Raw genomic sequence first — 24,980 nt, 5'->3', positions numbered from 1 at the left:
CTTCTGGCTGTTGACCCCGGTGCGGGTCTGCTCAGTGACTGCCGACAGCTCTTCGGCAGCATTGGCGATTTGCGTGACGCCGTTACTGATGCCACCGATCAACTCGCGCAGGCCCAGGGTCATGCTCTGCATGGCGCGCTGTAGCTGGCCGAGTTCGTCTTGGCGCTCAGAGATAAGATTCTCAGTCAGGTCGCCAGCAGCAACGCGCTCCGCCACTTTGAGAGTCTGGCTCAGGGGAATCACGATCTGACGCGTGATGGCCCAAGCGGCAAGCAGGCCGAAGGCGAGCGCCAGGACGGTGGCCATCAGCAGCAGGTTTTTGGCGTGCGCGGCGTCGGTGTCACGGACGATGGTTTGCGACTCGGTGAGTTTTTTACTGGTGTCGCGCAGGATCTGGCCTTGATCGGCCATGCGTTGGAGGGCCGCGGCGCTGGCGACCTGAGAGTCGCGGAACTGGCTGACGGCGGCGCGATAGGCTTTCAACGAATCTGTAGCTTGCTGCAGGTTGGCGATGTGCTGTTCCGGCAGTTTGGAGGGCAGGCTCTCGAGATTTTTCAACGCGTTGTCGATGGCGTCCAGAGCGGGTCGCTCGGCCTCGGTTTTTCCGCTGTAGGTATAACCGCGAACCTGGAAACGGGCTTGCTGGATCAGTTTGCTCAGGTCGATCACGCTGTTGAAATCGGCGACGCTGTCACCTTGCAGCATGGATTTTTCGACTTCGGCGACCCGGGCGACGGCGTTGTCGGCGGTGGCGCCGAGTTTGCCGCGGGCGTCTTCGCGGATAGCTCCGGCCTGGGTCATGGCGGTGAAGGCTTGTTTGTACTCACTGACGGCGGCCAGTTGCTGGTCGATCATGGCCACGTCGGCTGGTTGTTCGATCAACGTGCGCGCGGTTTTCAGGCCGGTATCGAGTTGGCTGAGCAGGTCGTTGACCGCGCCGGGGCCTTGTTCGCCGCGACGCATTTCGTAATCCAGACGGGCCAGGCGCAGGTCTTTGGTCAGGTCATTGAGGCTGGCAATAAACCCCAGCTTATCGCCGCGACTCATCACGCCGCTCAGGCCGGTCCAACCAGTGAAAGTAATCAATAACGTAAGAAGCAGCACCAGACCGAAGCCAATACCCAGTTTGCGATTGACGCTGACGTTCCCCAATCTCTCGGCTAGCCATCGGTACATGCTGCTACTCCCTCGAACCATTCGTTGGTTTTATGGGGACTGTATCGGCTGAATGGCGAGAATCTGTAGGAGCTGCCGAAGGCTGCGATCTTTTGATCTTGATCTTCGTTGGTCTCACGGTAGCCAAGATCAAAAGATCGCAGCCTTCGGCAGCTCCTACGGGGGTGTGCGTTGCTAGAAGAGGCGTGCGAGCAGTGCGGTGACGGCGGTTTCGACCCGCAGGATGCGGTCGCCCAGCTGCACCGGTTGCAGGCCGGATTTACCCAGCAGTTCGATTTCGTAGGGGATCCAGCCGCCTTCGGGGCCGATGGCCAGGGTCACCGGTTCATCCAGGCCACGGGGGCAGGGCGGGTAATTGCCGGGGTGGCCGACCAGGCCGAGGGTGCCTTCGGTGATGGCCGGCAGGCGATCTTCGACGAACGGCTTGAAGCGCTTCTCGATAACGACGTCCGGCAACACGCTGTCCCGGGCCTGTTCGAGACCGAGAATCAACTGCTCGCGAATCGCCTCGGGCTCCAGGAACGGGGTTTGCCAGAAGCTCTTCTCGACGCGATAGCTGTTCACCAGCACGATTCGTGGCACACCCATGGCCGCCACGGTCTGAAACACCCGACGCAGCATTTTGGGCCGCGGAAGGGCCAGTACCAGGGTCAGTGGCAGCTTGGCCGGTGCTGGTTGGTCGAGGGTGACGCGTAACTCGGCTTCATCGGCGTCCAGGCGCAGCAGTTCGGCTGACCCCATCAGCCCGCCGATGCGCCCGACCCGCAGGCTGTCGCCGACAACCGAACGGTGGACTTCCTGCATGTGCGTCAACCGGCGATCGCGCAGGATCGCCCGGTCGGCCGCAATGAAGTCGGCCTCTTCGAGAAGCAGCAGGTTCACGGTTGAGTCGCTGGCGGCTGGTCGTTGTTATCGTCGGCCGGTTGGTCGTCCGGGTGCTCGCCGCGCTTGCTGATCAGGCTGCCGAACAGGATGCCGATTTCGAACAGCAGCCACATCGGTACGGCCAACAGCGTCTGCGAGAAGATGTCCGGCGGCGTCAGGATCATGCCGACCACGAAGCAGCCGATGACCACGTACGGGCGGATCTTCTTCAGGTATTTGACGTCGACCACGCCGATCCACACCAGCAGCACCACGGCCACCGGGATCTCGAACGCCACGCCGAAGGCGAAGAACAGCGTCATGACGAAATCGAGGTAGCTCGTGATGTCGGTCATCATTTCCACGCCGGCCGGGGTGGCGGCGGCGAAGAATTTGAAGATCAGCGGAAACACCAGGTAATAGGCGAACGCCATGCCGGTGTAGAACAGCAGGATGCTGGACACCAGCAGCGGCACTGCAATGCGTTTCTCATGCTTGTACAGGCCTGGCGCGATGAATCCCCAGATCTGATGCAGGATCACCGGGACCGCCAGGAACAGCGAGACCATCATGGTCAGCTTCAGCGGCGTCAGGAACGGCGACGACACGTCGGTAGCGATCATCGTCGCGCCCACTGGCAGGTACTGACGCAGTGGCGTGGAGACGAAAGTGTAGATCTGCTGGGTGAACGCAAACAGCCCGGCGAAGATGATGAAGATCGCCGCTACGCAACGCAGCAGGCGGGTACGCAACTCGGTGAGGTGCGAAACCAGCGGCATGTGCTGGTCATTTTCGGGGAGATCGCTCATGGGGCTCGCGGCGGCAATGTTGGGTCATGAGGGGCCGACGCAACAGGCGCAGCCGCAGGCGTAACAGGTTCAACCGGAGGCGCTGCAACAACGGGCGCAGGTTCTACGGCCGCTACAGCAGGTGCAGGTTCGGCAGCGACTGGAGCATGAATCGTCTGCTCCACCACCGGTTCAACCGGCTGAACCGGTGTGGCTTCCTGCTGAGTCGGCGTGAAAATCTTCCGCGCCTCCTGCTCCAGCGACAGAATGTGCTCGTTGTGCAGTTGCCGACGAATCTCGTCGGCACCGATTTCACGTTCAACTTCCTGTTTGATCGCGTTGAAGCTGCGCTTCAGACGTCCGACCCACAGGCCGGCGGTGCGCGCGGCACCCGGAAGACGCTCGGGACCCAGCACCAGCAGGGCTACAAGGCCGACGAGCAGCAGTTCAGAGAAGCTGATACCAAACATTAGTCAGTGCTCACACGTCTTTGCGGATCGGCTCTTCGACTTTTTGCGCCTGCACGTCGATGGTGTGCGGCTGGTTCACAGACTGTGTGGTCTGTGGCTGAGCGGGTGGAACCGGTTGGGCCGGGGTTACCGTTGGGTCAGCTGGCTTGTCTTCATCGTTCATGGCTTTTTTGAAGCCCTTGATCGACTCACCCACGTCAGTGCCGAGGTTTTTCAGTTTCTTGGTGCCGAACACCAGCACGACAACAACCAGGATGACGATCCAGTGTTTCCAGTCAAAAATGCCCATGTTGCTGCTCCTCTCTAATAGTTGTTCAGGCGGACGGACGCGAGGCTTTCTCGGCGTGTCCGGACAGACCGAAACGACGGTCCAGTTCATCGAGTACAGCCTGTGGATGCTGCCCCAGTTGGGCGAGCATGACCATGCTGTGGAACCACAAATCGGCGGTTTCGTAGATCACATCGCTGCAGTCACCGCTGATGGCGGCATCCTTGGCGGCAATGATGGTTTCGACCGACTCTTCGCCGACTTTTTCCAGAATCTTGTTCAAGCCCTTGTGGTACAGGCTGGCGACATACGAGCTGTCGGCAGCGGCGCCTTTGCGCTCTTCCAGCACCTCGGCCAGACGGGTCAGAGTGTCACTCATGGGTGTGTCCTGCGGAATAGATAGCGTGCGGGTCTTTCAGAACCGGGTCGACGGTTGTCCAGTCGCCGTTCTCGAAGACGCGGTAGAAGCAGCTCTGACGGCCGGTATGGCAAGCGATGTCGCCGACCTGCTCGACCATCAGGATGATCACGTCGGCATCGCAGTCCAGGCGCATCTCATGCAGGGTTTGCACGTGGCCGGACTCTTCGCCCTTGCGCCACAGCTTGCCACGGGAACGCGACCAGTAAATGGCGCGGTTCTCGGCAGCGGTCAGTTCCAGCGCTTCACGGTTCATCCAGGCCATCATCAGGACGCGCCCGGTCTTGTGATCCTGGGCAATCGCCGGCACCAGGCCATCGGCATCCCACTTGATCTCGTCCAGCCAGTTTTTCATCTTCGACTCCGATGCAGGCCCACACTTCATGAATAGAAGCCTACGTGAAATTCAGCGTTGAAACAGTGTGCCAGCGTGCGGGGGCTCTGGCTATCGGCGAACGACCAGATACAAACCGACGGCCACCATGATGCCGGCCGGCCAATGACCCAGTTCGTTCAACGGCCCACCGGCAGCGAGTATGGTGCCGCCGGCCAGGTGCGCACAGCCGAGCAGTCGCAGGAGCCAGTCGTCCTTGCGCCGGTGCCACGGTGGCGGCGGGTCGTAGGCGTGGGGCTGGGACATGCGCTCGAGCAGGTCACGGGCCATGTTGGCCAGGTGCGGCAGTTGCTCGAACTGGCTCTGCACGTTGCCGAGCAAGGCTTTTGGGCTGACCCGCTCGCGCATCCAGCGTTCAAGGAACGGCTGGGCGGTGTTCCACAAATCGAGGTCCGGGTACAGCTGACGGCCCAGGCCTTCGATGTTCAACAGGGTTTTTTGCAGCAGCACGAGCTGCGGCTGCACTTCCATGTTGAAGCGCCGGGCGGTCTGGAACAGGCGCATCAGCACCTGACCGAAGGAAATATCTTTTAACGGTTTTTCGAAGATCGGCTCGCACACGGTGCGGATCGCTGCCTCGAATTCGTTGAGTCTGGTTTCCGCCGGCACCCAGCCCGAATCGATGTGCAGCTGCGCGACACGACGGTAATCACGCTTGAAGAACGCGAACAGGTTGCGCGCCAGGTAATCCTGGTCTTCCGGGGTCAGGCTGCCGACGATGCCGCAGTCGATCGCAATGTACTGCGGGCTCCAGGGCTTCACGGTGCTGACGAAGATGTTGCCGGGGTGCATGTCGGCGTGGAAGAAGCTGTCGCGAAATACTTGGGTGAAGAAGATCTCGACGCCGCGCTCGGCGAGCATTTTCATGTCGGTGCGCTGGTCGGCCAAGGTGGCCAGGTCGGTGACCTGAATGCCGTAGATGCGCTCCATCACCAGCACTTTCGGCCGGCACCAGTCCCAATAGACTTGCGGCACATAGAGCAGCGGCGAGCCGTCGAAGTTACGTCGCAACTGACTGGCGTTGGCCGCTTCACGCAGCAGGTCGAGTTCGTCGTAGATGGTTTTTTCGTAGTCTTGTACCACGTCCACCGGGTGCAGCAGGCGCGCGTCGGCCGAGAGCTTTTCGGCGGCGCGGGCGAGGATGAACAGCCACGCCAAGTCCTGCGCGATGATCGGTTTGAGGCCCGGGCGGATGACCTTGACCACCACTTCTTCACCGGTTTTCAGCTGCGCGGCATGCACCTGCGCCACCGAGGCCGAGGCCAGCGGCTCGACGTCGAAGCGGCTGAAAACTTCACTGATCTTTTTGCCGAGCTGCTCTTCAATCAGCTTGATCGACACTTGCGAGTCGAACGGCGGCACGCGGTCCTGCAGCTTCATCAGCTCATCAGCGATGTCTTCCGGCAGCAAGTCGCGGCGGGTGGACAGGATTTGGCCGAACTTGATGAAGATTGGCCCCAAGTCCTGCAACGCCAGGCGCAATCGCGCCCCACGGCTCAGGTCCAGCGTCTTGCGCGGGAACCAGCGCCACGGCAAGGCGTAGCGTAGCGCCAGCAAAAACCACGGCAATGGCAGGGCGAACAACAGGTCATCGAGGCGGTAGCGAATCACAACGCGCTGGATGCGCAACAAACGGCGGACGGCAAGCAGCTTCATGCGTTATCGCTTGGGTCGAGGGATCGGGAAAGGCGCTCGAAGCGCGCCTCGAGACGTTCCAGATCGAGCTTGATCTGGTCCAGTTCACTGAAACGGGCCTCGGCTTCGCGCTGGCCGACGAGGGTGCGCGATTCTTCGGCCAGGTACTCGCCAAGATTCTGGTTCAGGCTGGCGAACCCTTGCTGATAAAAGCGTGCGCGGCTGCGCAGGTGACCGCCGAGCAGTTGTGTGGCGACAGGTCCTAGCCAGCGCGAGAGTTCGTACTCCCAGTCCAGCTCAAGGTCCTGAAGGATCGCCGCCAGTTCCAGCAGCACGCCGCTGTCGCCGTCGAGTTCGACTTCAGGGCTGTGCAGGACCGAGGCCTTGTCCTTGCTTGTCGCCAGTCTCAACAGGCTTGAGGTCGGTGCGCGCAAGGTGCAGTCGGCGCCGGTTTCCCAGTGGGAAGCCAGCATCAAGCCTTCGTCGCTGGGCAGGATGAACACTTGCAGTGCCGGGCTGCGGCAGTCGACCGCAATCACCTTGCCACTCAAATGTGCCAGCCGCGGCAGCGCCGTGCTGTCGAGACGCAGCACCCGGTTCAGACCGAGTTCAACGCTGGCGAGCAGGCCGGCCAGCATCATCAGGGTTTGATGCCACGGTGCAGGGCGACGATGCCTGCGGTCATGTTGTGGTAGGTCACGCGGTCGAAACCGGCCTCGACCATCATCGATTTCAGGGTTTCCTGATTCGGGTGCATGCGGATCGATTCGGCCAGGTAGCGATAGCTTTCCGAGTCGTTGGTGATCAGCTTGCCCATCAGCGGCATGAAGGCGAACGAGTAGGCGTCGTAGGCCTTGGACATCAGCGCGTTGGTCGGTTTGGAGAATTCCAGCACCAGCAGACGGCCACCCGGTTTCAGTACGCGCAGCATCGAGCGCAAGGCGTCTTCTTTATGGGTAACGTTGCGCAGGCCGAAAGCGATGGTCACGCAGTCGAAATGGTTGTCCGGGAATGGCAGCTTTTCAGCATCGGCCTGGACGAATTCGACGTTGCCAGCCACACCCAGATCCAGCAGGCGGTCACGACCGACCTTGAGCATGGATTCGTTGATGTCGGCCAACACGACCTGGCCGGTCGGGCCAACGAGGTGCGAGAACTTCTTGGTCAGATCGCCCGTGCCGCCGGCGATGTCCAGCACGCGGTTACCGGTGCGAACGGCCGACAGCTCGATCGCGAAACGCTTCCACAGACGGTGCATGCCGCCCGACAGGAGGTCGTTCATCAAGTCGTACTTGGCGGCCACCGAGTGGAAAACCTCAGCGACTTTTTCCGCTTTTTGGCTTTCCGGAACGTTTTTGAAACCGAAGTGAGTGGTGGGTTCGGCATCGCTGCCTTTGCGCTGATCAGTCATATCGCTGTCACCAGAAGAGAATGCGGGACATTCTAATCCCGGTGGCCTGCTTTGTCTTGGCAAGGCTGCAGGTAAGATAGGTAACCACCGGGACGTTTTGCCGCAGTAGCGGTCAAGATGCTTCAGGAAAGTATTCATAAAGCAGGAGTCATTCGATGGCCCGTATTAGTGTTGAGCGTTCCCACGGCCTGGGTAAGGAAGCGGCCCGCGAGAAGGCCGACAAGTTGGCGCAGCAACTGTCCGATCAATATGGCCTGGAACCGCAATGGTCCGGCGACACCCTGAACCTCAAGCGTTCCGGTGTGAAAGGCGCGGTGTATGTGGGCGAGCATTCGATCAAGGTCGATGTCGAACTTGGCCTGTTGATGTCGGCCATGAGCGGCACCATCAAATCGGAAATCGAAAAGGCGCTCGATAAAGCGTTGGTCTGATCCCGAAAAGATCGCAGCCTCGTTTCACTCGACAGCTCCTACAGGTGTACACCGCCCCCCTTTGTAGGAGCTGTCGAGTGAAACGAGGCTGCGATCTCTTCCATAAGGCATCACCGATTTGTGTCAGTTGTTAGGGTGCTGTTTCTAATTATTCTCACTACTTTGTGCCTGAGCCCGACGCTTTCGCGGGCAGTTCCTCAAACCTTCTGCGCGTGAGGTGCATCATGGCCAAAGTTATTTTGAAGAAAAAAATCGACGCTTCGACGACTGCTCTGAGCGACGTTAAATCTTATGCTCGCAAGATCTGGCTGGCAGGCCTGGGGGCCTACACCAAGGTCGGCCAAGAGGGCAGCGACTACTTTCAAGAGTTGATCATCGCGGGTCAAGCTGTTGAAAAGAAAGGCAAAGAAGCAGTTGCCGAGAAACTTGAAGCAGCGAATGCCGAGATCGATGAAGCCAAGAGTGAAGTCACTACTTTCAAAGGCAAGGTCGAAGTTCAACTCGACAAAGTCGAGAAGGCTTTTGACTCGCGTGTCGCAAGTACCTTGAATCGTATCGGCATTCCGTCTAAACATGACGTGGAGACACTCTCTGCCAAGCTCGATGAGCTGACGGCATTGCTCGAACGCGTCGCGCAAAAATCTTAAGGAGAACGGGATGGCTGGTAAAAAGAATACTGAAAAAGAAGGCAGCTCGTGGATCGGGAAAGTCGAAGACTACTCCCGCAAAATCTGGCTGGCTGGTTTAGGCGTGTACTCGAAGATCGACACTGACGGCAGCAAGCTCTTCGATGCATTGGTCAAAGACGGCGAGAAAGCCGAGAAGCTCACCAAGAGCGCTGTCGACAAGAAAGTCGATGCCGCCAAGGATTCCGCTTCGTCGGCCAAGTCGCGCATCAGCGGCGTGAAAGATCGCGCACTGGGCAAGTGGGATGAGCTGGAAGGGGCTTTCGACAAGCGTCTGAACAGCGCCATTTCGCGCCTGGGTGTACCGAGCCGCAATGAAGTCAAAGCGCTGCACAGCAAGGTCGATACCCTGACCAAGCAAATCGAAAGACTCACCGGTGCCAAGGTGGCGCCTGTTGCGGCGAAAACCGCAGCGGCCAAACCTGCGGCGAAGTCCGCTGCCAAACCACTGGTCAAGGCTGCCGCTAAACCGGCTGCCAAACCAGCGGCCAAAACTGCCGCAGCGAAACCTGCAGCGAAACCTGCAGCGGCCAAACCGGCAACCAAGCCAGCGGCAAAACCTGCCGCAGCGAAGAAGCCAGCAGTGAAAAAACCGGCAGCTGCGAAAGCGGCTGCACCCAAACCAGCAGTGGCTGCCGCCAAACTGGCAACCCCGGTCAGCACATCGAACTCCGCTGCCGCGCCAACCCCTGCTGCAACCCCGATTGTCGCGCCAGCTCCATCGACGCCAACCAGTCAGTCCTGATGATCGTTCCCACGCTCTGCGTGGGAATGCCTCACCGGACGCTCCGCGTCCATTGCGGCAGTGACGCGGAGCGTCACCGGCTGCATTCCCACGCGGAGCATGGGAACGATCACGCCCGGCCTGCAAAGGTCGGGCGTTTTTGTTTGGTATTTGAAAAGGTCTTAATGCTCTTCTAGGTACTGCAACGCCAACTGCTCAGTCGCCACCTTGATCGGTGGCAACAAATGCGGTGCCACCAGCATCATGATCTGGTACACCACGAATCTCACCTCACCTTCACGATCAAGAATCCGCTGGTAGTCCAGCGAGAACAGCAGCGTCATGGTGATCTGTTCCACCAGTTGTCCCAGTGCCTGGGTCTCGCTGACTAATTGCCCCTGAGCCTTCAATCGAGCGAGTAACGAAGCCAGCGTGCGCTTCAGCGCATTGAGCAGGTTGCGTATGCCCTTGGCCAGTTTCGGCAAGCGCCCGGCGAGGTTCGACAGGTCCTGGAACAGAAACCGGTAGTGGGCCAGGCGTTCGACGATCAGGTGCAGGAACAGCCAGTAATCTTCCGGTGCAAGCTCGACATCGGCCGGTGGATCGAGCAGGGGCGTCAGTTCGGCCTGGAAGCGCTCGAACAACCCGAGAATCAGCGGTTCCTTGCCGTGGAAGTGGTAGTAGAGATTGCCCGGGCTGATGCCCATTTCATTGGCAACTTCCATGGTGGAGACGTTCGGCTCGCCTTTCTGATTGAACAACTGCAGAGCACATTCGAGAATCCGGTCGCGGGTTTTCATCCAGTCTTCTTAATGGTTCGTTGAACGTCAGCGCACACGCACGTAAGTGCCGGGTGCTGCCTCCATCGGTGGATAGTTCTGATTGCCGAGGGCCATGTCGGTTTCTTTTTGCGCGCCTGAACGTTCTTGAATCCAGCTCAGCCATTGGGTCCACCAACTGCCGTCGACTTGCTTGGCGTCGTAATACCAGGCCCGTGGGTCGCTGCTCAGTTTCGTGCTTTCGACGAAATTGGCTTTCGGGTTGGAGGGCGGGTTGAGAATGCTCTGCACATGACCGCTGTTGGACAGCACGAAGCGCCGCTCGCCACCCAGCAGCAGGGTCGAGCGATACACCGCATCCCACGGGGTGATGTGGTCGTTGATGCCCGCGACGCTGAAGCTGTCGACGGTGACTTTCTGCAAGTCGATCGGCGTGCCGCACACCTCCAGACCACCCGGATGACTCATCGGGTTGTGTTTGAAGAAGTCCAGCAAGTCGCCATGGAGGGCTGCCGGCAAACGTGTGTTGTCGTTGTTCCAGTAGAGGATGTCGAACGCTGGCGGCTCCTTGCCCAACAGGTAGTTGTTAACGAAATAGTTCCAGATCAGATCGTTGGGGCGCATCCAGGCGAAGACCTTGGCCATGTCGCGACCGTCCAGCACGCCTTTCTGATAGGAGCGACGTTTGGCCGCCTCAAGGGTCTGTTCGTCGGCGAATAAGGTCGCAGGTGTGTCCATCTGACTGTCGAGCAGGGTTACCAGGTACGTTGCGCTGGACACTCGCCGCAATTGCCGCTTGGCCTGTAAATGCCCTTGCAGCGCGGCAATGGTCAGCCCGCCCGCACAGGCGCCCATCAGATTGACTTCGCGAGCACCGGTGATCGCCCGGCAGACGTTCATCGCTTCTTCGACGGCTTCGACGTACGTCGACAGCCCCCATTCGCGATGCCGCACATCCGGATTGCGCCAGCTGATCATGAAGGTTTGCAGGCCGTTCTTCAGGGCGAACTGGACGAAGCTGTTGTGCGGGCTCAGGTCGAAAATGTAGTACTTGTTGATCTGTGGCGGCACCACCAGCAGTGGCTTGGAATACTGCTTTTCGCTCATTGGCTTGTACTGGATCAGCTCCAGCAGCTCATTGCGAAACACCACGGAGCCAGTGGTGGTGGCGACCGTTTTGCCGACCTCGAAAGCTTGCTTGGTGACTTGTCTGGGCAAACCGTCGTTGTGCAGGAAGTCGTCGACCAGGTGGCTGATACCTCGCACCAGGCTGTTGCCGCCGGAATTGAAGATCTCCTTGATCGCCAGCGGATTAAGCAGGCTGTTGGACGGTGCCATGGCGTCGTTGAGCAAGGCGAACGCGAAGTGGGCACGGGCCCGATCGTCCGGGCTCATGCTGCTCTCGTCGATCCAGTGTTTGACCTGCTTCTGCCAGCTCAGGTAGGCCTGCAAGCTGCGGCGATAAAAAGGGTTGAGGCTCCACGCCGGGTCGGCAAAGCGATTGTCCTGCGGATTGGTCGCATGCAGGGTTTCGCCCAGCAGCACGCGGCCCAGTTGGCCGCCCAGTTTCAAGGCGTGTCGGGCGCTGTGCACCGGGTGGCGCAAGCCATGGGCGGCAACGCTGCGCAGAGTCGACAACATATCCCGACCGCGCAGGCCGGTAATCGCACTCTGTGCGTTGATGAACGCGGCGGGAGTGGGCAAAAAGTCCCTCGCTGGTTTGTCGCGCATGTGTCAACACTCCTTCGTCTTCAGGTCAAATACAGATACACCGAACCAGAACACCATAGACGCTGTTACGGGTTGTTGCGCGGTGCGGCGTCCTGCCAACCTCTTTTCGTAACAAAAGTCGGGGCCGGTTAACCGCCCAATGGCGCCGGATGCGGATGCATCACGGCACGCAGACGTTCTTCCTCGAGAAACTTCATGATGATCGGTGCCACCGCTTCGGCGCGGGTAATCAGGAATAGATGCCCGTCATCGATGATGTGCAGCTGGGCGTTGGGAATCCGCCAGGCCAGCACGCGCATGTTAATCAGCGGGATCAGCGGATCGTCGTCGCCGGCCAGCACCAGCGTCGGCTGGTGGATCTTGTGCAGCCAGTGAATGCTGGTCCATCCGAGGCCGGCGAACAGCTGCCAGTAGTAACCGAGTTTGCCGGCCGAGCGGACCTTCGCAGCGTGGCTCGCGGCGAGCGTCGGATCGCGTCGGAACGCACCGCCGTAGATCATCGGCGCAATGCGAATCACATGAGACGGCTGGATATAGCGTCGTGGGCTGGCCATCATCCACAGGACTTTCGGCTTGCCCGGTACCATCACCATGCCGGCCGCCGTGGCCGCCAGAACGAGTTTCTTGCAGCGCTCGGGATAGTCGTAAGCGAACTGCTGGGCGAGGGCACCCCCCCAGGAAACGCCGATTACATTGACTCGCCCGTAGTCGAGATAGTCGAGCATCCGCGCCGTGAGTTTCGCCAGGCTCGGAAAGCGATACGGTCGATTCGGCGTCGATGAACCGCCGACGCCAGGGACGTCGAAGGCAATGACTTCCAGGTCCGGATCCAGTGCCGCGACGAACGGAAACACCAACTCAAGGTTGGCACCGATGCCGTTGAAAATCAGCAAGGGCGTCAAGTGAGGCTTGCCGGGGCGTACCGCCGTGCGGAGGGTCTGGCCATCCAGGTCGACGGTACGAAATATGAACGGTTGCGGCATGCACAGAGCCCTGTAGGAATGTATGGGAGCAGGCTTGCCCGCTCCCACGGGTGTTACTTCAATTACCGCTCATGCACATAGGTGCCCGGCGCAGCTTCGCCCGCCGGATAAGCCTTGTTGCCCAAACTGCTCGGAGACTTCTTCAGCTTGCCCGAACGCTCGGCTTGCCATGCCTGCCAGTGCAGCCACCAGGAATCAGTGTGCTTGGTGGAATTTTCTTGCCACTCCTCAGCCTTGACCGGCAACTCGGTGCTGGTCATGTAGCGCGATTTCGGATTGCCCGGCGGGTTCAGAATGCTCTGGATATGCCCGCTGCTGGACAGCACGAATTCAACCTTGCCACCGAACAGTTGCGCCGACTTGTAGCAGGACTTCCACGGGGTGATGTGGTCGTTGGTGCCGGCCAGGGAGAAGATGTCGGCAGTGACCTGCTTCAGATCGATCGGTGTGCCGCACACTTCCAGTGCATCAGAGCGGATCAACGGGTTGGTTTTGAACAACTCGATCAGGTCGCCGTGGAACGCTGCGGGCAACCTTGTGGTGTCGTTGTTCCAGAACAGGATGTCGAAAACCGGCGGCTCGTTGCCCAGCAGGTAATTGTTGACCCAGTAGTTCCAGATCAGGTCGTTGGGGCGCATCCAGGCGAAGACTTTCGCCATGTCGCGGCCTTCCAGTACGCCTGCCTGATAAGAGTGGCGCTTGGCGGATTCGAGGGTCTGCTCGTCGACGAACAATGCCACGTCGCTGTCGAGGGTGGTGTCCAGCACGCTGACCAGCAGCGTCAGGGCGTTGACCTTGTTCTCACCGATCGCGGCGTAGTGGCCCAGCAGGGCGGTGCAGGTGATGCCGCCGGAGCAGGCGCCGAGCATGTTCACATCTTTGCTGCCGGTGATCGCGGTGACCACGTCGACCGCTTCCTTAAGTGCTTCGATGTAGGTCGACAGACCCCACTCGCGCTGCTCCTTGGTCGGGTTGCGCCAGCTGACGATGAACGTCTGCACATTGTTGCGCAGGCAGAAACGCGCCAGGCTCTTGTCCGGACTCAGGTCGAAAACGTAGAACTTGTTGATCTGCGGTGGCACCACCAACAGTGGGCGTTCGTGCACCTGCTCGGTGGTCGGCCGATACTGGATCAACTCCAGCACGTCATTGCGAAACACCACCGCGCCTTCGGTGACGCCCAGGCTCTTGCCGACCTCGAACGCGCCCATGTTGACCTGGCTCGGCATACCGCCGTTGTGCACCAGATCCTTGGCCAAGTGCGAGAGGCCGTCGAGCAGGCTCTTGCCACCGGTTTCGAAGAAGCGTTTAACCGCCGCCGGGTTGGCCGCACTGTTGGTCGGGGCCATGGCTTCGGTCATGAGGTTGATCACGAAATGCCCGCGTGCGACGTCCTTGGGCGAGAGGTTGCTGTCGCCGATCCAGTCGTGGAGTTCCTTGCGCCACGCCAGGTAAGTTTGCAAATAACGTTTGTACAGCGGGTTCTGGCTCCAGGCCGGATCGTGGAAGCGACGGTCATCGCTTGTCGGTAGAAGCTCGGATTTGCCAAACAACACGTTTTTCAGTTCAAGACCGAAATGGGCGACATGCTTGGCGCTGTGAATCGGTTGTCGGATGGCCTGCCTTAGCACCATGCGAGCAGAAGCCAGTAGATCCTTACCACGCAGCCCAACGACAGGATTCAGCCCTAAGGTGTTTTCCGAGGCCTGATACTTCAAGTCATCGTTATTCTGTTTACTCATCTACGACGCTCCATTGTCCTGAGACGAGTACCAGGATCCAGCTGTGTCCAGTACACAGCCAATGCCAGGTACTACTGCTCGGGTGACCGATAATTCTGCATCGCTGCTTTTTAGTTCAGAGAGCACTGCAGGGAACTTGCCAGTTCCATTGGTTACCCGAGTTTAATTTTTTTCGCAAGCAGCCTAATGACTTACCTTGCGGTCAAGCATTCAAACATTTGAAATTAGAAAATGCCCTCTAAAGCGCGAGAAGCGCGGGCTAGAGCATCAGCTTGACGACGGACTCGTTCGGATCACGGGTCTTGCCGGCGGCTTTCAGTTCGGCAAGATAATCGTTCCAGAGATCCTCCTGACGCACGCCCAGCTGGTACAAATACTCCCAAGTGAACAGGCCGCTGTCGTGGCCGTCGTCGAAGGTCAATTTCAGTGCGTACTGACCGGCCGGTTCGACCTTGGTCAGGCCTACGCCGATCTTGCCAAATTGCAGGATAGGTTTGCCGTGGCCCTGGACTTCGGCGGAAGGAGAGTGCACGCGCAGGAACTCGGCGGGCAGGTGATGTTCCTCGCCGGACGCGTATTTCAGCGACAGGGTTTTCGAGGCTTTGTGCAGTTTGATATCGGTGGGAAGTTGGGTCATGACCTGGAGTCCGTCTGTAGGCGCGTGGTCTGACTCCTGTAGGAGCACGGCTTGCCGGCGATGGCGATCTCAAGTGCGCCATCGCCAGCAAGCTGTGCTCCTACAGAGGGTCGCTTGGCTTACAGGATATAACGGGACAGGTCTTCGTTCTGCGCCAATTCGCCCAAGTGGCTGTTGACGTAATCGGCGTCGATCAGGATCGCTTTGTCGTCGTGGGCACTGGCCAGGTCACCGGCGCTGAACGACACCTCTTCGAGCAGACGCTCAAGCAGCGTGTGCAGGCGACGGGCACCGATGTTCTCGGTCTTCTCGTTGACCTGCCAGGCGATCTCGGCAATACGCTTGATACCGTCCGGCTGGAACTCGATAACCAGGCCTTCGGTTTTCAGCAGTGCGCAATACTGCTCGGTGAGTGACGCATGCGGCTCGCTGAGAATGCGCTCGAAATCTTCAGGCGTCAGCGCCTTGAGCTCGACACGAATTGGCAGACGACCTTGCAGCTCAGGCACCAGATCGCTCGGCTTGCTGAGGTGGAACGCACCGGACGCGATGAACAGGATGTGGTCGGTCTTGACCATGCCCAGTTTGGTGTTGACGGTGCAGCCTTCGATCAGTGGCAGCAGGTCGCGCTGTACGCCTTCACGGGACACGTCGACGCCACCGGTGTTGCCGCGCTTGGCGACCTTGTCGATTTCGTCAATGAACACGATGCCGTGCTGCTCGACGGCTTCCAGCGCCTTGGCCTTCAACTCTTCTTCGTTGACCAGGCGACCGGCTTCTTCGTCACGCACCAGTTTCAGCGCTTCCTTGACCTTGATCTTGCGGCTTTTCTTTTTGCCCTTGCCCATGTTGGCGAACAGGCTCTGCAGCTGGTTGGTCATTTCTTCCATGCCCGGTGGCGCGGAGATATCGACGCCGGCCATTTCGGCGACTTCGATTTCGATCTCCTTGTCATCCAGCTGACCTTCACGCAGGCGCTTGCGGAACAGCTGGCGGGTGTTGGAGTCGGCCGACGGTGCGGCGTCTTCGTTGCTGAAACCCATGCGTGCCGGTGGCAGCAGGGCGTCGAGGATGCGTTCTTCGGCGGCGTCTTCGGCGCGGTGGCGGACCTTGGTCATTTCCTGTTCGCGCAACAATTTGATCGCCGCATCAGCCAGGTCACGAATAATCGATTCAACGTCGCGGCCGACATAACCGACTTCGGTGAACTTGGTCGCTTCGACCTTGATGAACGGCGCGTTGGCGAGTTTGGCCAGACGACGAGCAATCTCGGTTTTACCGACACCGGTCGGGCCGATCATCAGGATGTTCTTGGGGGTCACTTCAACGCGCAGTTCTTCAGGCAGCTGCATCCGGCGCCAGCGGTTACGCAGCGCGATGGCGACGGCGCGCTTGGCATCGTCCTGGCCGATGATATGGCGATTGAGTTCGTGGACGATTTCACGGGGAGTCATGGACATAGTAATTGGCGGTCCTCAAGTAAAAGTGAGCCGTGGCGTGGTGGCCAAAACAGGCTTACTCAGCGAGGTCCTGCTCCTCAATGGTGAAGGTGTGGTTGGTGAATACACAGATGTCGCCGGCGATGCCGAGGGCAGTTTCGACGATTTCGCGGGCCGACAGATCGGTTTTCTTCAGCAGCGCGCTGGCGGCGGCCTGGGCGTAACCGCCACCGGAGCCCATGGCGATCAGACCTTCTTCAGGTTCGACCACGTCGCCGTTGCCGGTGATGATCAGAGAGGCATCTTTGTTCGCGACCGCGAGCATGGCTTCGAGGCGGCTGAGGGAGCGGTCAGTGCGCCATTCTTTGGCGAGTTCGACAGCGGCGCGAACCAGGTGGCCTTGATGTTTCTCAAGCTGGCCTTCAAAACGCTCGAAAAGGGTGAAGGCGTCAGCGGTGGCTCCGGCAAAACCAGCGATTACCTGGCCGTGGTACAGGCGACGAACTTTCTTCGCGTTGCCTTTCATCACGGTATTGCCGAGAGAAACCTGGCCGTCGCCGCCCATGACGACTTTGCCGTGGCGGCGAACTGAAACGATGGTGGTCAAGGGAGAGTCTCCACGCAGCGGGGCGAAAATGCCTTATGCCAACTCATATGGGGGTGGTGGAGCGTTTTTCAACTGCGGGCGTTGGCGGGGGACGAGCGGTGTAGGGCAGGAGGAGGCGGTGTCACTACTGACGCCATCGCGGGCAAGCCCGCTCCCACAGGGTTGGCGCATATCCTGTGGGAGCGGGCTTGCCCGCGATGAACGATGACGCGATTACCCTGTCGGGAGATCAGCGGTTTTGGCGTTGTTGTAACAACAGGTTGCTAAAGCCTGCGCTTGCCAGTTGTTTCTGGGCAGTAGTCAGCTGTTCGCGGTTGCTGAACGGTCCGACCAATACCCGATACCACGTCTCGTCCTTCACGGTGCCGGACTCAACCGCCACTGCCTGGCCGAGCAAGATGATCTGCGCTCGAACCTTGTCCGCGTCAGCCTCCTTGCGGAACGAACCGGCCTGCAGGAAGAACTTGGTCACTGGCGCCGCTTTGGACACCGGTGGCGCTGGCGGCGGAGTGATCCCGGCCAGTGCGGCCTGAGCCCTCGCGGTGTCGATCTTCGCCGCTTGCTCTGGCGTCACCGGCGTCGTCGGAATGGCCGGCACTTGCGGCGTCGGCAGGGTTTTCTCCGGCACGGCATCCGGCGGCACGATGACTTCCGATTCCGGCAGCAACGTGTAGAAGTCGTACTTCGGCTTCACCGGTTGCGTCGGGCTCGGCGGGGTCTTGTTGGCTTCGGCGATCTTGGTGGCTTTCTGCTGCTCGATCTTCTCGCGCTTGACACTCTCACTGCCCTTGCCCGGCTCCAGCTTCATCAGGAACACGATAAACGCACCGACCGTCAGGCCGATGGCCATCCACAGCCAACCCGGGATCGGTTGCTTTGCAGGAGCTTGGTAACGGCTGGCGCCACGCTTGGGTGCAGGTTTTTTCTTGGCAGCCAACTTACATACGCTCCAGAGTTTCCAGACCCAAGAGTTCCAGGCCTTGCTTGAGAGTGCGGCCGGTCAGCGCGGCGAGGCGCAGACGGCTCTGCATTTGCGCCGGAGTGTCGGCACTGAGGATCGGGCAGTTCTCGTAGAAGCTGGAGAACAGGCCGGCAACATCGTACAGGTAGGTGCACAGGATGTGCGGCGTGCCTTTGTCGGAAACGTTGTTCAGCACTTCGCCAAACTGCGCGAGCTTCGCCGCCAATTCGTGTTCGTGCGCCGCTTCGAGGACGATCTGGCCTTCGACTTCGCTGAAGTCCTTGCCGAGTTTGCGGAACACGCCGGCCACGCGGGTGTAGGCGTACAGCAGGTACGGCGCGGTGTTGCCTTCGAAGTTCAGCATCAGGTCGAAGTTGAAGCTGTAGTCGCTGGTGCGGTGCTTGGACAGGTCGGCGTATTTCACCGCGCCAATGCCCACGACCTTGGCGATGTTTCGCAGTTCGTCTTCAGCCAGTTCCGGGTTCTTTTCTTTCACCAGGTTGTAGGCGCGTTCCTGGGCTTCGGTCAGCAGGTCGATCAGCTTCACGGTGCCGCCGTCACGGGTCTTGAATGGACGGCCATCTGCGCCGTTCATGGTGCCGAAGCCCATGTGTTCCATTTCCATCGGGTGCGTCACGAAGCCAGCCAGGCGCGCGACCTGGAATACTTGCTGGAAGTGCAGGGCCTGACGCTGGTCGACGAAGTACAGCGCGCGATCAGCCTTCAACTTGCCGCTGCGGTAACGCACGGCCGCCAGGTCGGTGGTGGCGTAGAGGTAACCGCCGTCAGCCTTGACGATGATCACCGGCAGCGGGTCGCCATCGGCATTCTTGAACTCATCGAGGAACACGCACTGGGCGCCATTGCTCTCGACCAGCATGCCTGCGGCCTTGAGGTCGTTGACCACGTTGATCAGGTCGTCGTTATAGGCGCTTTCGCCCATGACGTCGGCCATGGTCAGTTTGACGTTCAGCAGTTCGTAGATTTTCTGGCAGTGGGACAGTGAGATGTCTTTGAACTTGGTCCACAGTGCCAGGCAGTCCGGGTCGCCGGCTTGCAGCTTGACCACCAGGCCACGGGCGCGGTCAGCGAACTCTTCGGATTCGTCGAAGCGTTGCTTGGCGGCGCGGTAGAAGTTTTCCAGGTCCGACAGCTCATCGCTGGTGATCGGATTTTCCTGCAGATACGCCATCAGCATGCCGAACTGGGTGCCCCAGTCGCCGACGTGGTTCTGACGGATCACTTCGTCGCCGAGGAATTCCAGCACCCGCGCCACGCCGTCGCCGATGATGGTCGAGCGCAAGTGGCCGACGTGCATCTCTTTGGCCAGGTTCGGTGCCGACAAGTCGACGACAGTGCGCTGCACCGGGCCGGCCTTGCGCACGCCGATGTGGGCGTCGGCCAGGGCGGCGTCCAGGCGGGTGGCCAGGGCTTGGGTGTTCTGGAAGAAATTCAGGAAGCCAGGACCGGCGATTTCGGTCTTGGTGACGTTTTCGTCAGCCGGCAGGGCGGCGATGATTTTTTCTGCCAAATCACGCGGTTTCATGCCCGCCGGTTTGGCCAGCATCATCGCGATGTTGCTGGCGAAATCGCCGTGAGTCTTGTCACGGGAGTTTTCCACCTGGATCGCCGGCGACAGGCCTTCAGGCAACACACCTTCGTTGACGAGTTGGGTGATGGCTTGTTGGATCAGCTGGCGAATGGTGTCTTTCATGGTGTTCTCTTTCGACCGCAAGCGCGGCGGCGCCTGGATGCGCTAGTGGAAAAACTGGGCATTATCCGTTGCGAAGACGGGCTTGCCAACTATAGCGGGCAGGTTATGGATATGTGGTGACAAAAGCGGTAGAGATCGCAGCCTTCGGCAGCTCCTACGCCGAGCGCGTTCCCCTGTAGGAGCTGCCGAAGGTTCGGGCCGCGTTCGGACGATCTTTTGATCTCTAATACAAATCCACAGGATCGACATCCAGCGACCAACGCACCGCCCGCCCGCTCGGCATCTGCTCCAGCGCCAGCAACCAACTGCTGAGCAATCGATGCAGCGGCGCCCGAGCCGTCGCTTGCAGCAACAACTGCGCACGATAACGCCCGGCCCGGCGTTCCATCGGTGCCGGCACCGGCCCGAGCAGTTCAATCCCGGTCAGGTTCTGTTCGGCCAGCAAGCGCTCGGCCTCACTGCACGCTTCATCGAGAAAGCCTTCAGCTTGCCCCGGTTTGTGCGCTTCGGCCCGCAGCAGCGCCAGGTGCGCAAATGGCGGTAGGCCCGCCGAGCGACGTTCGCTCAAAGCCTGTTCGGCAAAGGCGAAATAGCCCTGTTCAGTCAATTGCACCAGCAACGGATGGTCGGCCAGGTGCGTCTGGATGATCACTTTGCCCGGCTCTTCAGCGCGGCCCGCACGCCCGGCAACCTGGACGATCAGCTGCGCCATGCGCTCGCTGGCGCGGAAGTCGCCGGAGAACAGCCCGCCGTCGGCATCGAGAATCGACACCAGGGTCACCCGTGGGAAGTGATGCCCTTTGGCAAGCATCTGCGTGCCGACCAGAATGCACGGTTGACCTTTCTGGATGGTCGCGAACAGCTGATTCATCGCGTCCTTGCGCGAGGTGCTGTCGCGGTCGACCCGCAGCACCGGGACATCCGGAAACAAAATCCCCAATCGCTCTTCGGCGCGCTCGGTGCCGGCGCCCACTGGCCGCAAATCGACCTTGCCGCATTTCGGGCAATGCCGAGGGACGCGTTCGACGTAGCCGCAATGGTGACAACGCAGTTCGCCTGAGCGCTGATGCACGGTCATGCGCGCATCGCAGCGCTGGCACTCGGACATCCAGCCGCAGTCGTGACACAGCAAGGTCGGCGCAAAACCGCGACGGTTAAGGAACACCAATACTTGTTGACCAGCGGCCAGCGTCTGACCGATGGCTTGCTGCATCGGCCCGGAAATGCCGCTGTCCAATGGACGGCTTTTCACGTCCAGGCGCAGGAACCGCGGTTGTTTGGCGCCACCGGCACGCTCGTTTAATCGCAGGAGGCCATAACGGCCGGTGTAGGCGTTGTGCAGGCTTTCCAGCGAAGGCGTGGCAGAGCCGAGGACAATCGGGATGTTTTCCTGCCGGGCGCGGACCAATGCCAGGTCGCGGGCGTGATAGCGCAGACCTTCTTGCTGTTTATAGGAACCGTCGTGCTCTTCATCGATGATGATCAGGCCGGGGTTCTTCATCGGCGTGAACAGCGCCGAACGGGTGCCGATAATAATGTCGGCGTCACCGTCTCGGGCGGCGAGCCAGGCTTCGAGGCGCTCGCGATCATTGACCGCGGAGTGGATCAGCGCGATGCGTGCATTGAAGCGCTGCTCGAAGCGCGCCAGGGTCTGCGGGCCGAGGTTGATCTCCGGGATCAGCACCAGCGCTTGTTTGCCGGCCTCAAGGGTTTCGCGGATCAACTGCAAATAGACTTCAGTCTTGCCGCTGCCGGTGACACCGGCCAGCAGGAACGCGTGATAACTGTCGAACCCGGCACGAATGGCCTCATAGGCCGCGCGCTGCTCGGGGTTGAGTGGCAGTTCCGGCTGCGCCAGCCAGTGTTCGTGGCGTGCGCCGGGCGCGTGCTTGCGGATTTCGACGTGCACCAGATCCTTGGCCAGCAGCAAGTCCAGGCTGTCCTTGCTCAGCATCAGTTTGCTCAACAACTGATGGGCGACGCCGTGCGGATGCTGGGCCAGAGTCGCCAGGGCCTCACGTTGACGCGGGGCACGAGCGATGCGCGGGTCATCAAGGCTGGCGCCCGGTACGGCGGACCAGAAGCGTTCCTGCCGTGCTTCTGCCAGTTCGCCCTGGCGCAGCAACACCGGCAGCGCCCAGCTCAAGGTGTCGCCCAGGCTGTGTTGGTAATACTGGGATGTCCACAGGCACAGTTTGAACAGCGCTGGCGGCAGCGGCGGCGTGGCGTCGAGCAGAGCCAGGGCCGGTTTGAGCTTCTCTGCCGGCACTTCGCTGGTGTCGGTGACCTCCACCAGAATCCCGATCATCTCCCGCCGGCCGAATGGCACCCGCAGGCGCATGCCAGGGTGCAACTGGGCGCGCAGGACACCGGCCGGGGCACGGTAATCGAACAGGCGGCGCAGGGGCGAAGGCAGGGCGAGGCGCAGAATGGCGTCGGGCACGCGGTTGTTTTCTCGATGATGGGCGATGAAGAAGGCCGGGAGCCTAGCAGACGACTGGTTTAAGCGACAGCTTGCGTGATTGCAAAGGTCTGGTAGAATCCGCGGCCTAATTACGTGCGGTATTCAACAATGGTGTTGAGTGGCGGCACGCTAGCCTGAGGAATCACCATGAAAGCCGATATCCATCCAACATACGAAATCACCGCAGTTACCTGCAGCTGTGGCAACAAGTTCGAAACTCGTTCGAACCTGGCCAAGCCTCTGGCGATCGACGTATGCAACGAGTGCCACCCGTTCTACACCGGTAAGCAGAAGACTCTGGATACTGGCGGCCGTGTACAGCGCTTCGCAGACCGTTTCGGTGCTTTTGGCAAAGCCAAAGCTCCTGCTGCTGCAGAGTAAGGTTGCAAAGCCCCATGGGCTTTACCTTGCTGATGAAAAAGGCGTCCCTTGCGGGCGCCTTTTTTGTGTCTGCGATTTGGCTGTCCGGTGCCCAGGCCTTCTGCCCGGCGCCGAGCGGGCTGACATCCGTCGCGGTGCAGCGGGTGGTGGATGGTGACACGTTGCGCCTGAGCGATGGCCGCAGCGTGCGCATGATCGGTTTGAATACGCCGGAGCTGGGCAAGAAAGGCCGCTCCGACGAGCCGTTCGCGGTGACGGCGCGCCAACGCCTGGAAGCCCTGGTGGCTGCCAGCGACGGGCGGGTCGGTTTACTGCCCGGCAAAGAGAGCAAAGATCATTACGGTCGCACGCTGGCCCATGTTTACAGCGCCGATGGCGCCAACCTCGAAGCGCAGATGCTCGCTGAGGGGCTCGGTTTCCAGGTGGCGGTCGCGCCGAATGTCGATCTGGTCGACTGCCAGAAAGCGGCGGAACACAGTGCCCGTCAGGCTGGAGTCGGGTTGTGGCGCCAATCCCCTGTGCTGAAAGCGGAGCAGATCAGCACGTCTGGTTTCGCTGTGCTCAGCGGTCGTGTGAGCAAGGTTCAGCGCAATCGCGGTGGGGTTTGGATCGAGTTGCAGGATTCGGTTGTATTGCGCGTTGCGCCCAATCTGTTGGGGCAGTTCGATGTTGCGACGCTTGAGCGGCTGAAGGGCAAGCAGATTGAGGCGCGTGGCTGGGTGCTGGACCGTTCGCGGCGCGGCGGGCTTAAACAAGGGCAGGCGCGTTGGCTTCTGCCATTGACCGACCCGGCGATGCTGCAAGCGGCGCCATGAGAAAAAATTGTAGACATTTTTTCTGTCGATTGTGAACAGTCTATCCCTTGAGTTTCGCGGCTCTTGGTCCAAAGTCGTAGGGCCGGGTCCTTGACAGGGGTGACTGGTCAGTCTTGTGGGGACTTTACGACACGCGTATCCTCGGCGGTCCGTCTGTCCAACAGTAAAAAGCGGAATGCCCACATGTCTGATTTGAAAACTGCCGCTCTCGAATATCACGCCCATCCTCGTCCAGGGAAGCTGAGTGTCGAGCTCACCAAGGCCACCGCTACCGCCCGCGACCTGTCGCTGGCCTACAGCCCCGGCGTAGCCGAACCAGTACGCGAAATCGCCCGCGATCCTGAGCTGGCCTACAAGTACACCGGCAAAGGCAACCTGGTTGCAGTCATTTCCGATGGCACCGCAATTCTCGGCCTGGGTAACCTCGGCCCATTGGCTTCCAAGCCAGTGATGGAAGGTAAAGGCGTGCTGTTCAAGCGCTTCGCCGGCATTGACGTATTCGACATCGAAGTCGACTCCGAAAGCCCGCAAGCCTTCATCGACACCGTCAAGCGCATCTCCATCACCTTCGGTGGCATCAACCTGGAAGACATCAAGGCACCTGAGTGCTTTGAGATCGAGCGCGCCCTGATCGAGCAGTGCGACATTCCGGTATTCCACGATGACCAGCACGGCACCGCAATCGTTACGGCGGCGGGCATGATCAACGCCCTGGAAATCGCTGGCAAAACCCTCGCTGACGCCAAGATTGTCTGCCTGGGCGCCGGTGCGGCCGCCATCTCCTGCATGAAATTGCTGGTGAGCATGGGCGCCAACATCGAAAACATCTACATGGTTGACCGTACCGGCGTGATCCACTCCGGCCGTGACGACCTGAACCAGTACAAGGCTGTCTTCGCTCACGCGACCGACAAGCGCACCCTGGCTGACGCCCTGAAAGGCGCTGACGTGTTTGTTGGCCTGTCCGGCCCGAACCTGCTGAGCGCTGAAGGCCTGAAATCCATGGCCGCCAACCCGATCGTGTTCGCGTGCTCCAACCCTGATCCGGAAATTTCCCCGGAACTGGCTCACGCCACCCGTGACGACGTAATCATGGCCACCGGCCGTTCGGACTACCCGAACCAGGTCAACAACGTGCTGGGCTTCCCGTTCATCTTCCGTGGTGCCCTGGACGTTCGCGCCAAGCGCATCAACGAAGAAATGAAAGTGGCTGCCGCCAACGCCCTGCGTGAACTGGCCAAGCTGCCGGTTCCTCAGGAAGTGTGCGACGCCTACGGCGGCATCAAACTGGAATTCGGTCGTGAGTACATCATTCCCAAGCCAATGGATGCGCGTCTGATCACTGTGATCTCCGATGCTGTGGCCAAGGCCGCGATCGAGACCGGCGTAGCGACCCTGCCGTATCCGAAGAACTACCCGCTGAAAAGCGTGGATGACGTGTTCAACGGCTAAGTCGTTGTAG

The 24,980-nt window shown here is 60.1% G+C and carries 24 protein-coding genes and 3 pseudogenes; 7 read left to right on the top strand and 20 right to left on the bottom strand.

What is annotated here, in order from left to right:
- Nucleotides 1-165: 165 nt before the first annotated feature.
- From ACYZT5_RS22650 to ubiE, 10 genes and pseudogenes are all read right to left on the bottom strand, one after another.
- Nucleotides 166-1,047, bottom strand: a pseudogene (locus ACYZT5_RS22650) (methyl-accepting chemotaxis protein); the annotation flags it as partial.
- 303 nt (nt 1,048-1,350) lie between these two features.
- Complete coding sequence (locus ACYZT5_RS22645; protein ID WP_462047490.1) at nt 1,351-2,058, bottom strand: 16S rRNA (uracil(1498)-N(3))-methyltransferase; 708 nt, start codon at nt 2,056-2,058, stop codon at nt 1,351-1,353.
- Nucleotides 2,055-2,849 (bottom strand): twin-arginine translocase subunit TatC, encoded by a 795-nt coding sequence (gene tatC / locus ACYZT5_RS22640; protein ID WP_462047489.1) that lies wholly within the window; start codon nt 2,847-2,849, stop codon nt 2,055-2,057. The genes ACYZT5_RS22645 and tatC overlap by 4 nt, the downstream gene beginning before the upstream one ends.
- Nucleotides 2,846-3,298 (bottom strand): Sec-independent protein translocase protein TatB, encoded by a 453-nt coding sequence (tatB, locus tag ACYZT5_RS22635; RefSeq protein WP_462047488.1) that lies wholly within the window; start codon nt 3,296-3,298, stop codon nt 2,846-2,848. Before tatB ends, tatC begins: the two co-directional genes overlap by 4 nt.
- A 10-nt stretch (nt 3,299-3,308) precedes the next feature.
- On the bottom strand, nt 3,309-3,587 hold the full coding sequence (locus tag ACYZT5_RS22630; RefSeq protein WP_309674329.1) for a twin-arginine translocase TatA/TatE family subunit: 279 nt from the start codon (nt 3,585-3,587) through the stop codon (nt 3,309-3,311).
- A 25-nt stretch (nt 3,588-3,612) separates the two neighbouring features.
- The gene (locus ACYZT5_RS22625) at nt 3,613-3,945 is read right to left on the bottom strand and encodes a phosphoribosyl-ATP diphosphatase (RefSeq protein WP_008047820.1); all 333 of its coding nucleotides are present in this window, start codon (nt 3,943-3,945) and stop codon (nt 3,613-3,615) included.
- Complete coding sequence (hisI, locus tag ACYZT5_RS22620; protein ID WP_064675487.1) at nt 3,938-4,339, bottom strand: phosphoribosyl-AMP cyclohydrolase; 402 nt, start codon at nt 4,337-4,339, stop codon at nt 3,938-3,940. Before hisI ends, ACYZT5_RS22625 begins: the two co-directional genes overlap by 8 nt.
- 90 nt (nt 4,340-4,429) lie before the next feature.
- Nucleotides 4,430-6,034, bottom strand: coding sequence for a ubiquinone biosynthesis regulatory protein kinase UbiB (gene ubiB / locus ACYZT5_RS22615; RefSeq protein WP_462047487.1), 1,605 nt, complete (start codon nt 6,032-6,034; stop codon nt 4,430-4,432).
- Nucleotides 6,031-6,654 carry a ubiquinone biosynthesis accessory factor UbiJ gene (locus ACYZT5_RS22610; RefSeq protein WP_462047486.1) on the bottom strand — a complete coding sequence of 208 codons (624 nt, stop codon included), beginning with the start codon at nt 6,652-6,654 and terminating at the stop codon, nt 6,031-6,033. Before ACYZT5_RS22610 ends, ubiB begins: the two co-directional genes overlap by 4 nt.
- A complete protein-coding gene (ubiE, locus tag ACYZT5_RS22605; RefSeq protein ID WP_462047485.1) occupies nt 6,654-7,424 on the bottom strand; it encodes a bifunctional demethylmenaquinone methyltransferase/2-methoxy-6-polyprenyl-1,4-benzoquinol methylase UbiE in 771 nt (256 codons plus the stop codon). The genes ACYZT5_RS22610 and ubiE overlap by 1 nt, the downstream gene beginning before the upstream one ends.
- A 155-nt stretch (nt 7,425-7,579) precedes the next feature.
- Between ubiE and ACYZT5_RS22600 the strand changes: the two genes are divergently transcribed.
- The 4 genes and pseudogenes from ACYZT5_RS22600 to ACYZT5_RS22585 all read left to right on the top strand — a co-directional run.
- Complete coding sequence (locus ACYZT5_RS22600; protein ID WP_462047484.1) at nt 7,580-7,855, top strand: polyhydroxyalkanoic acid system family protein; 276 nt, start codon at nt 7,580-7,582, stop codon at nt 7,853-7,855.
- A 224-nt stretch (nt 7,856-8,079) separates the two neighbouring features.
- Nucleotides 8,080-8,502: a phasin family protein gene (locus ACYZT5_RS22595; protein WP_462047483.1), complete on the top strand. Its 423-nt coding sequence runs from the start codon at nt 8,080-8,082 to the stop codon at nt 8,500-8,502.
- 10 nt (nt 8,503-8,512) lie between these two features.
- Nucleotides 8,513-8,860 (top strand): annotated as a pseudogene (locus ACYZT5_RS22590) (phasin family protein); the annotation flags it as partial.
- 69 nt (nt 8,861-8,929) lie between these two features.
- A pseudogene (locus ACYZT5_RS22585) lies at nt 8,930-9,259 on the top strand (phasin family protein); the annotation flags it as partial.
- Between the two features lie 188 nt (nt 9,260-9,447).
- On the opposite strand, the gene ACYZT5_RS22580 reads toward ACYZT5_RS22585, so the two are convergent.
- The 10 genes from ACYZT5_RS22580 to ACYZT5_RS22535 all read right to left on the bottom strand — a co-directional run bounded on the left by ACYZT5_RS22580 (nt 9,448) and on the right by ACYZT5_RS22535 (nt 22,301).
- The gene (locus ACYZT5_RS22580) at nt 9,448-10,065 is read right to left on the bottom strand and encodes a TetR/AcrR family transcriptional regulator (protein WP_462047482.1); all 618 of its coding nucleotides are present in this window, start codon (nt 10,063-10,065) and stop codon (nt 9,448-9,450) included.
- A gap of 27 nt (nt 10,066-10,092) precedes the next feature.
- Complete coding sequence (phaC, locus tag ACYZT5_RS22575) at nt 10,093-11,775, bottom strand: class II poly(R)-hydroxyalkanoic acid synthase (RefSeq protein ID WP_462047481.1); 1,683 nt, start codon at nt 11,773-11,775, stop codon at nt 10,093-10,095.
- Between the two features lie 128 nt (nt 11,776-11,903).
- Nucleotides 11,904-12,758: a poly(3-hydroxyalkanoate) depolymerase gene (phaZ, locus tag ACYZT5_RS22570; protein ID WP_462047480.1), complete on the bottom strand. Its 855-nt coding sequence runs from the start codon at nt 12,756-12,758 to the stop codon at nt 11,904-11,906.
- 62 nt (nt 12,759-12,820) lie between these two features.
- Nucleotides 12,821-14,500, bottom strand: coding sequence for a class II poly(R)-hydroxyalkanoic acid synthase (gene phaC, locus ACYZT5_RS22565; RefSeq protein ID WP_462047479.1), 1,680 nt, complete (start codon nt 14,498-14,500; stop codon nt 12,821-12,823).
- Between the two features lie 259 nt (nt 14,501-14,759).
- Nucleotides 14,760-15,137 carry a gamma-butyrobetaine hydroxylase family protein gene (locus ACYZT5_RS22560; protein ID WP_008025216.1) on the bottom strand — a complete coding sequence of 126 codons (378 nt, stop codon included), beginning with the start codon at nt 15,135-15,137 and terminating at the stop codon, nt 14,760-14,762.
- 119 nt (nt 15,138-15,256) lie between these two features.
- Nucleotides 15,257-16,597, bottom strand: a complete 1,341-nt coding sequence (hslU, locus tag ACYZT5_RS22555) for an ATP-dependent protease ATPase subunit HslU (protein WP_462047478.1) — start codon at nt 16,595-16,597, stop codon at nt 15,257-15,259.
- A gap of 55 nt (nt 16,598-16,652) precedes the next feature.
- On the bottom strand, nt 16,653-17,183 hold the full coding sequence (gene hslV, locus ACYZT5_RS22550) for an ATP-dependent protease subunit HslV (protein WP_007899242.1): 531 nt from the start codon (nt 17,181-17,183) through the stop codon (nt 16,653-16,655).
- A gap of 229 nt (nt 17,184-17,412) precedes the next feature.
- Nucleotides 17,413-18,120 (bottom strand): SPOR domain-containing protein, encoded by a 708-nt coding sequence (locus ACYZT5_RS22545; protein WP_462047477.1) that lies wholly within the window; start codon nt 18,118-18,120, stop codon nt 17,413-17,415.
- A 1-nt stretch (nt 18,121) separates the two neighbouring features.
- Nucleotides 18,122-19,858, bottom strand: a complete 1,737-nt coding sequence (gene argS / locus ACYZT5_RS22540) for an arginine--tRNA ligase (protein WP_462047476.1) — start codon at nt 19,856-19,858, stop codon at nt 18,122-18,124.
- A 223-nt stretch (nt 19,859-20,081) separates the two neighbouring features.
- Nucleotides 20,082-22,301, bottom strand: coding sequence for a primosomal protein N' (locus tag ACYZT5_RS22535; protein ID WP_462047475.1), 2,220 nt, complete (start codon nt 22,299-22,301; stop codon nt 20,082-20,084).
- Nucleotides 22,302-22,469: 168 nt separating this feature from the next.
- Here ACYZT5_RS22535 and rpmE point away from each other — a divergent pair, with 168 nt between their 5' ends.
- From rpmE to ACYZT5_RS22520, 3 genes are all read left to right on the top strand, one after another.
- Entirely contained in the window at nt 22,470-22,703 is a 234-nt protein-coding gene (gene rpmE, locus ACYZT5_RS22530; protein WP_071552309.1) for a 50S ribosomal protein L31, read from the top strand.
- 14 nt (nt 22,704-22,717) lie between these two features.
- Entirely contained in the window at nt 22,718-23,518 is an 801-nt protein-coding gene (locus tag ACYZT5_RS22525) for a thermonuclease family protein (RefSeq protein WP_462047474.1), read from the top strand.
- 183 nt (nt 23,519-23,701) lie between these two features.
- A complete protein-coding gene (locus ACYZT5_RS22520; RefSeq protein WP_347802203.1) occupies nt 23,702-24,970 on the top strand; it encodes a malic enzyme-like NAD(P)-binding protein in 1,269 nt (422 codons plus the stop codon).
- Nucleotides 24,971-24,980: the final 10 nt, after the last annotated feature.

This window comes from Pseudomonas sp. LB3P14 (genome assembly GCF_054898045.1).
The sequence above is the reverse complement of the archived record's forward strand: the minus strand, read 5'-3'. Positions and strand labels throughout refer to the sequence as shown.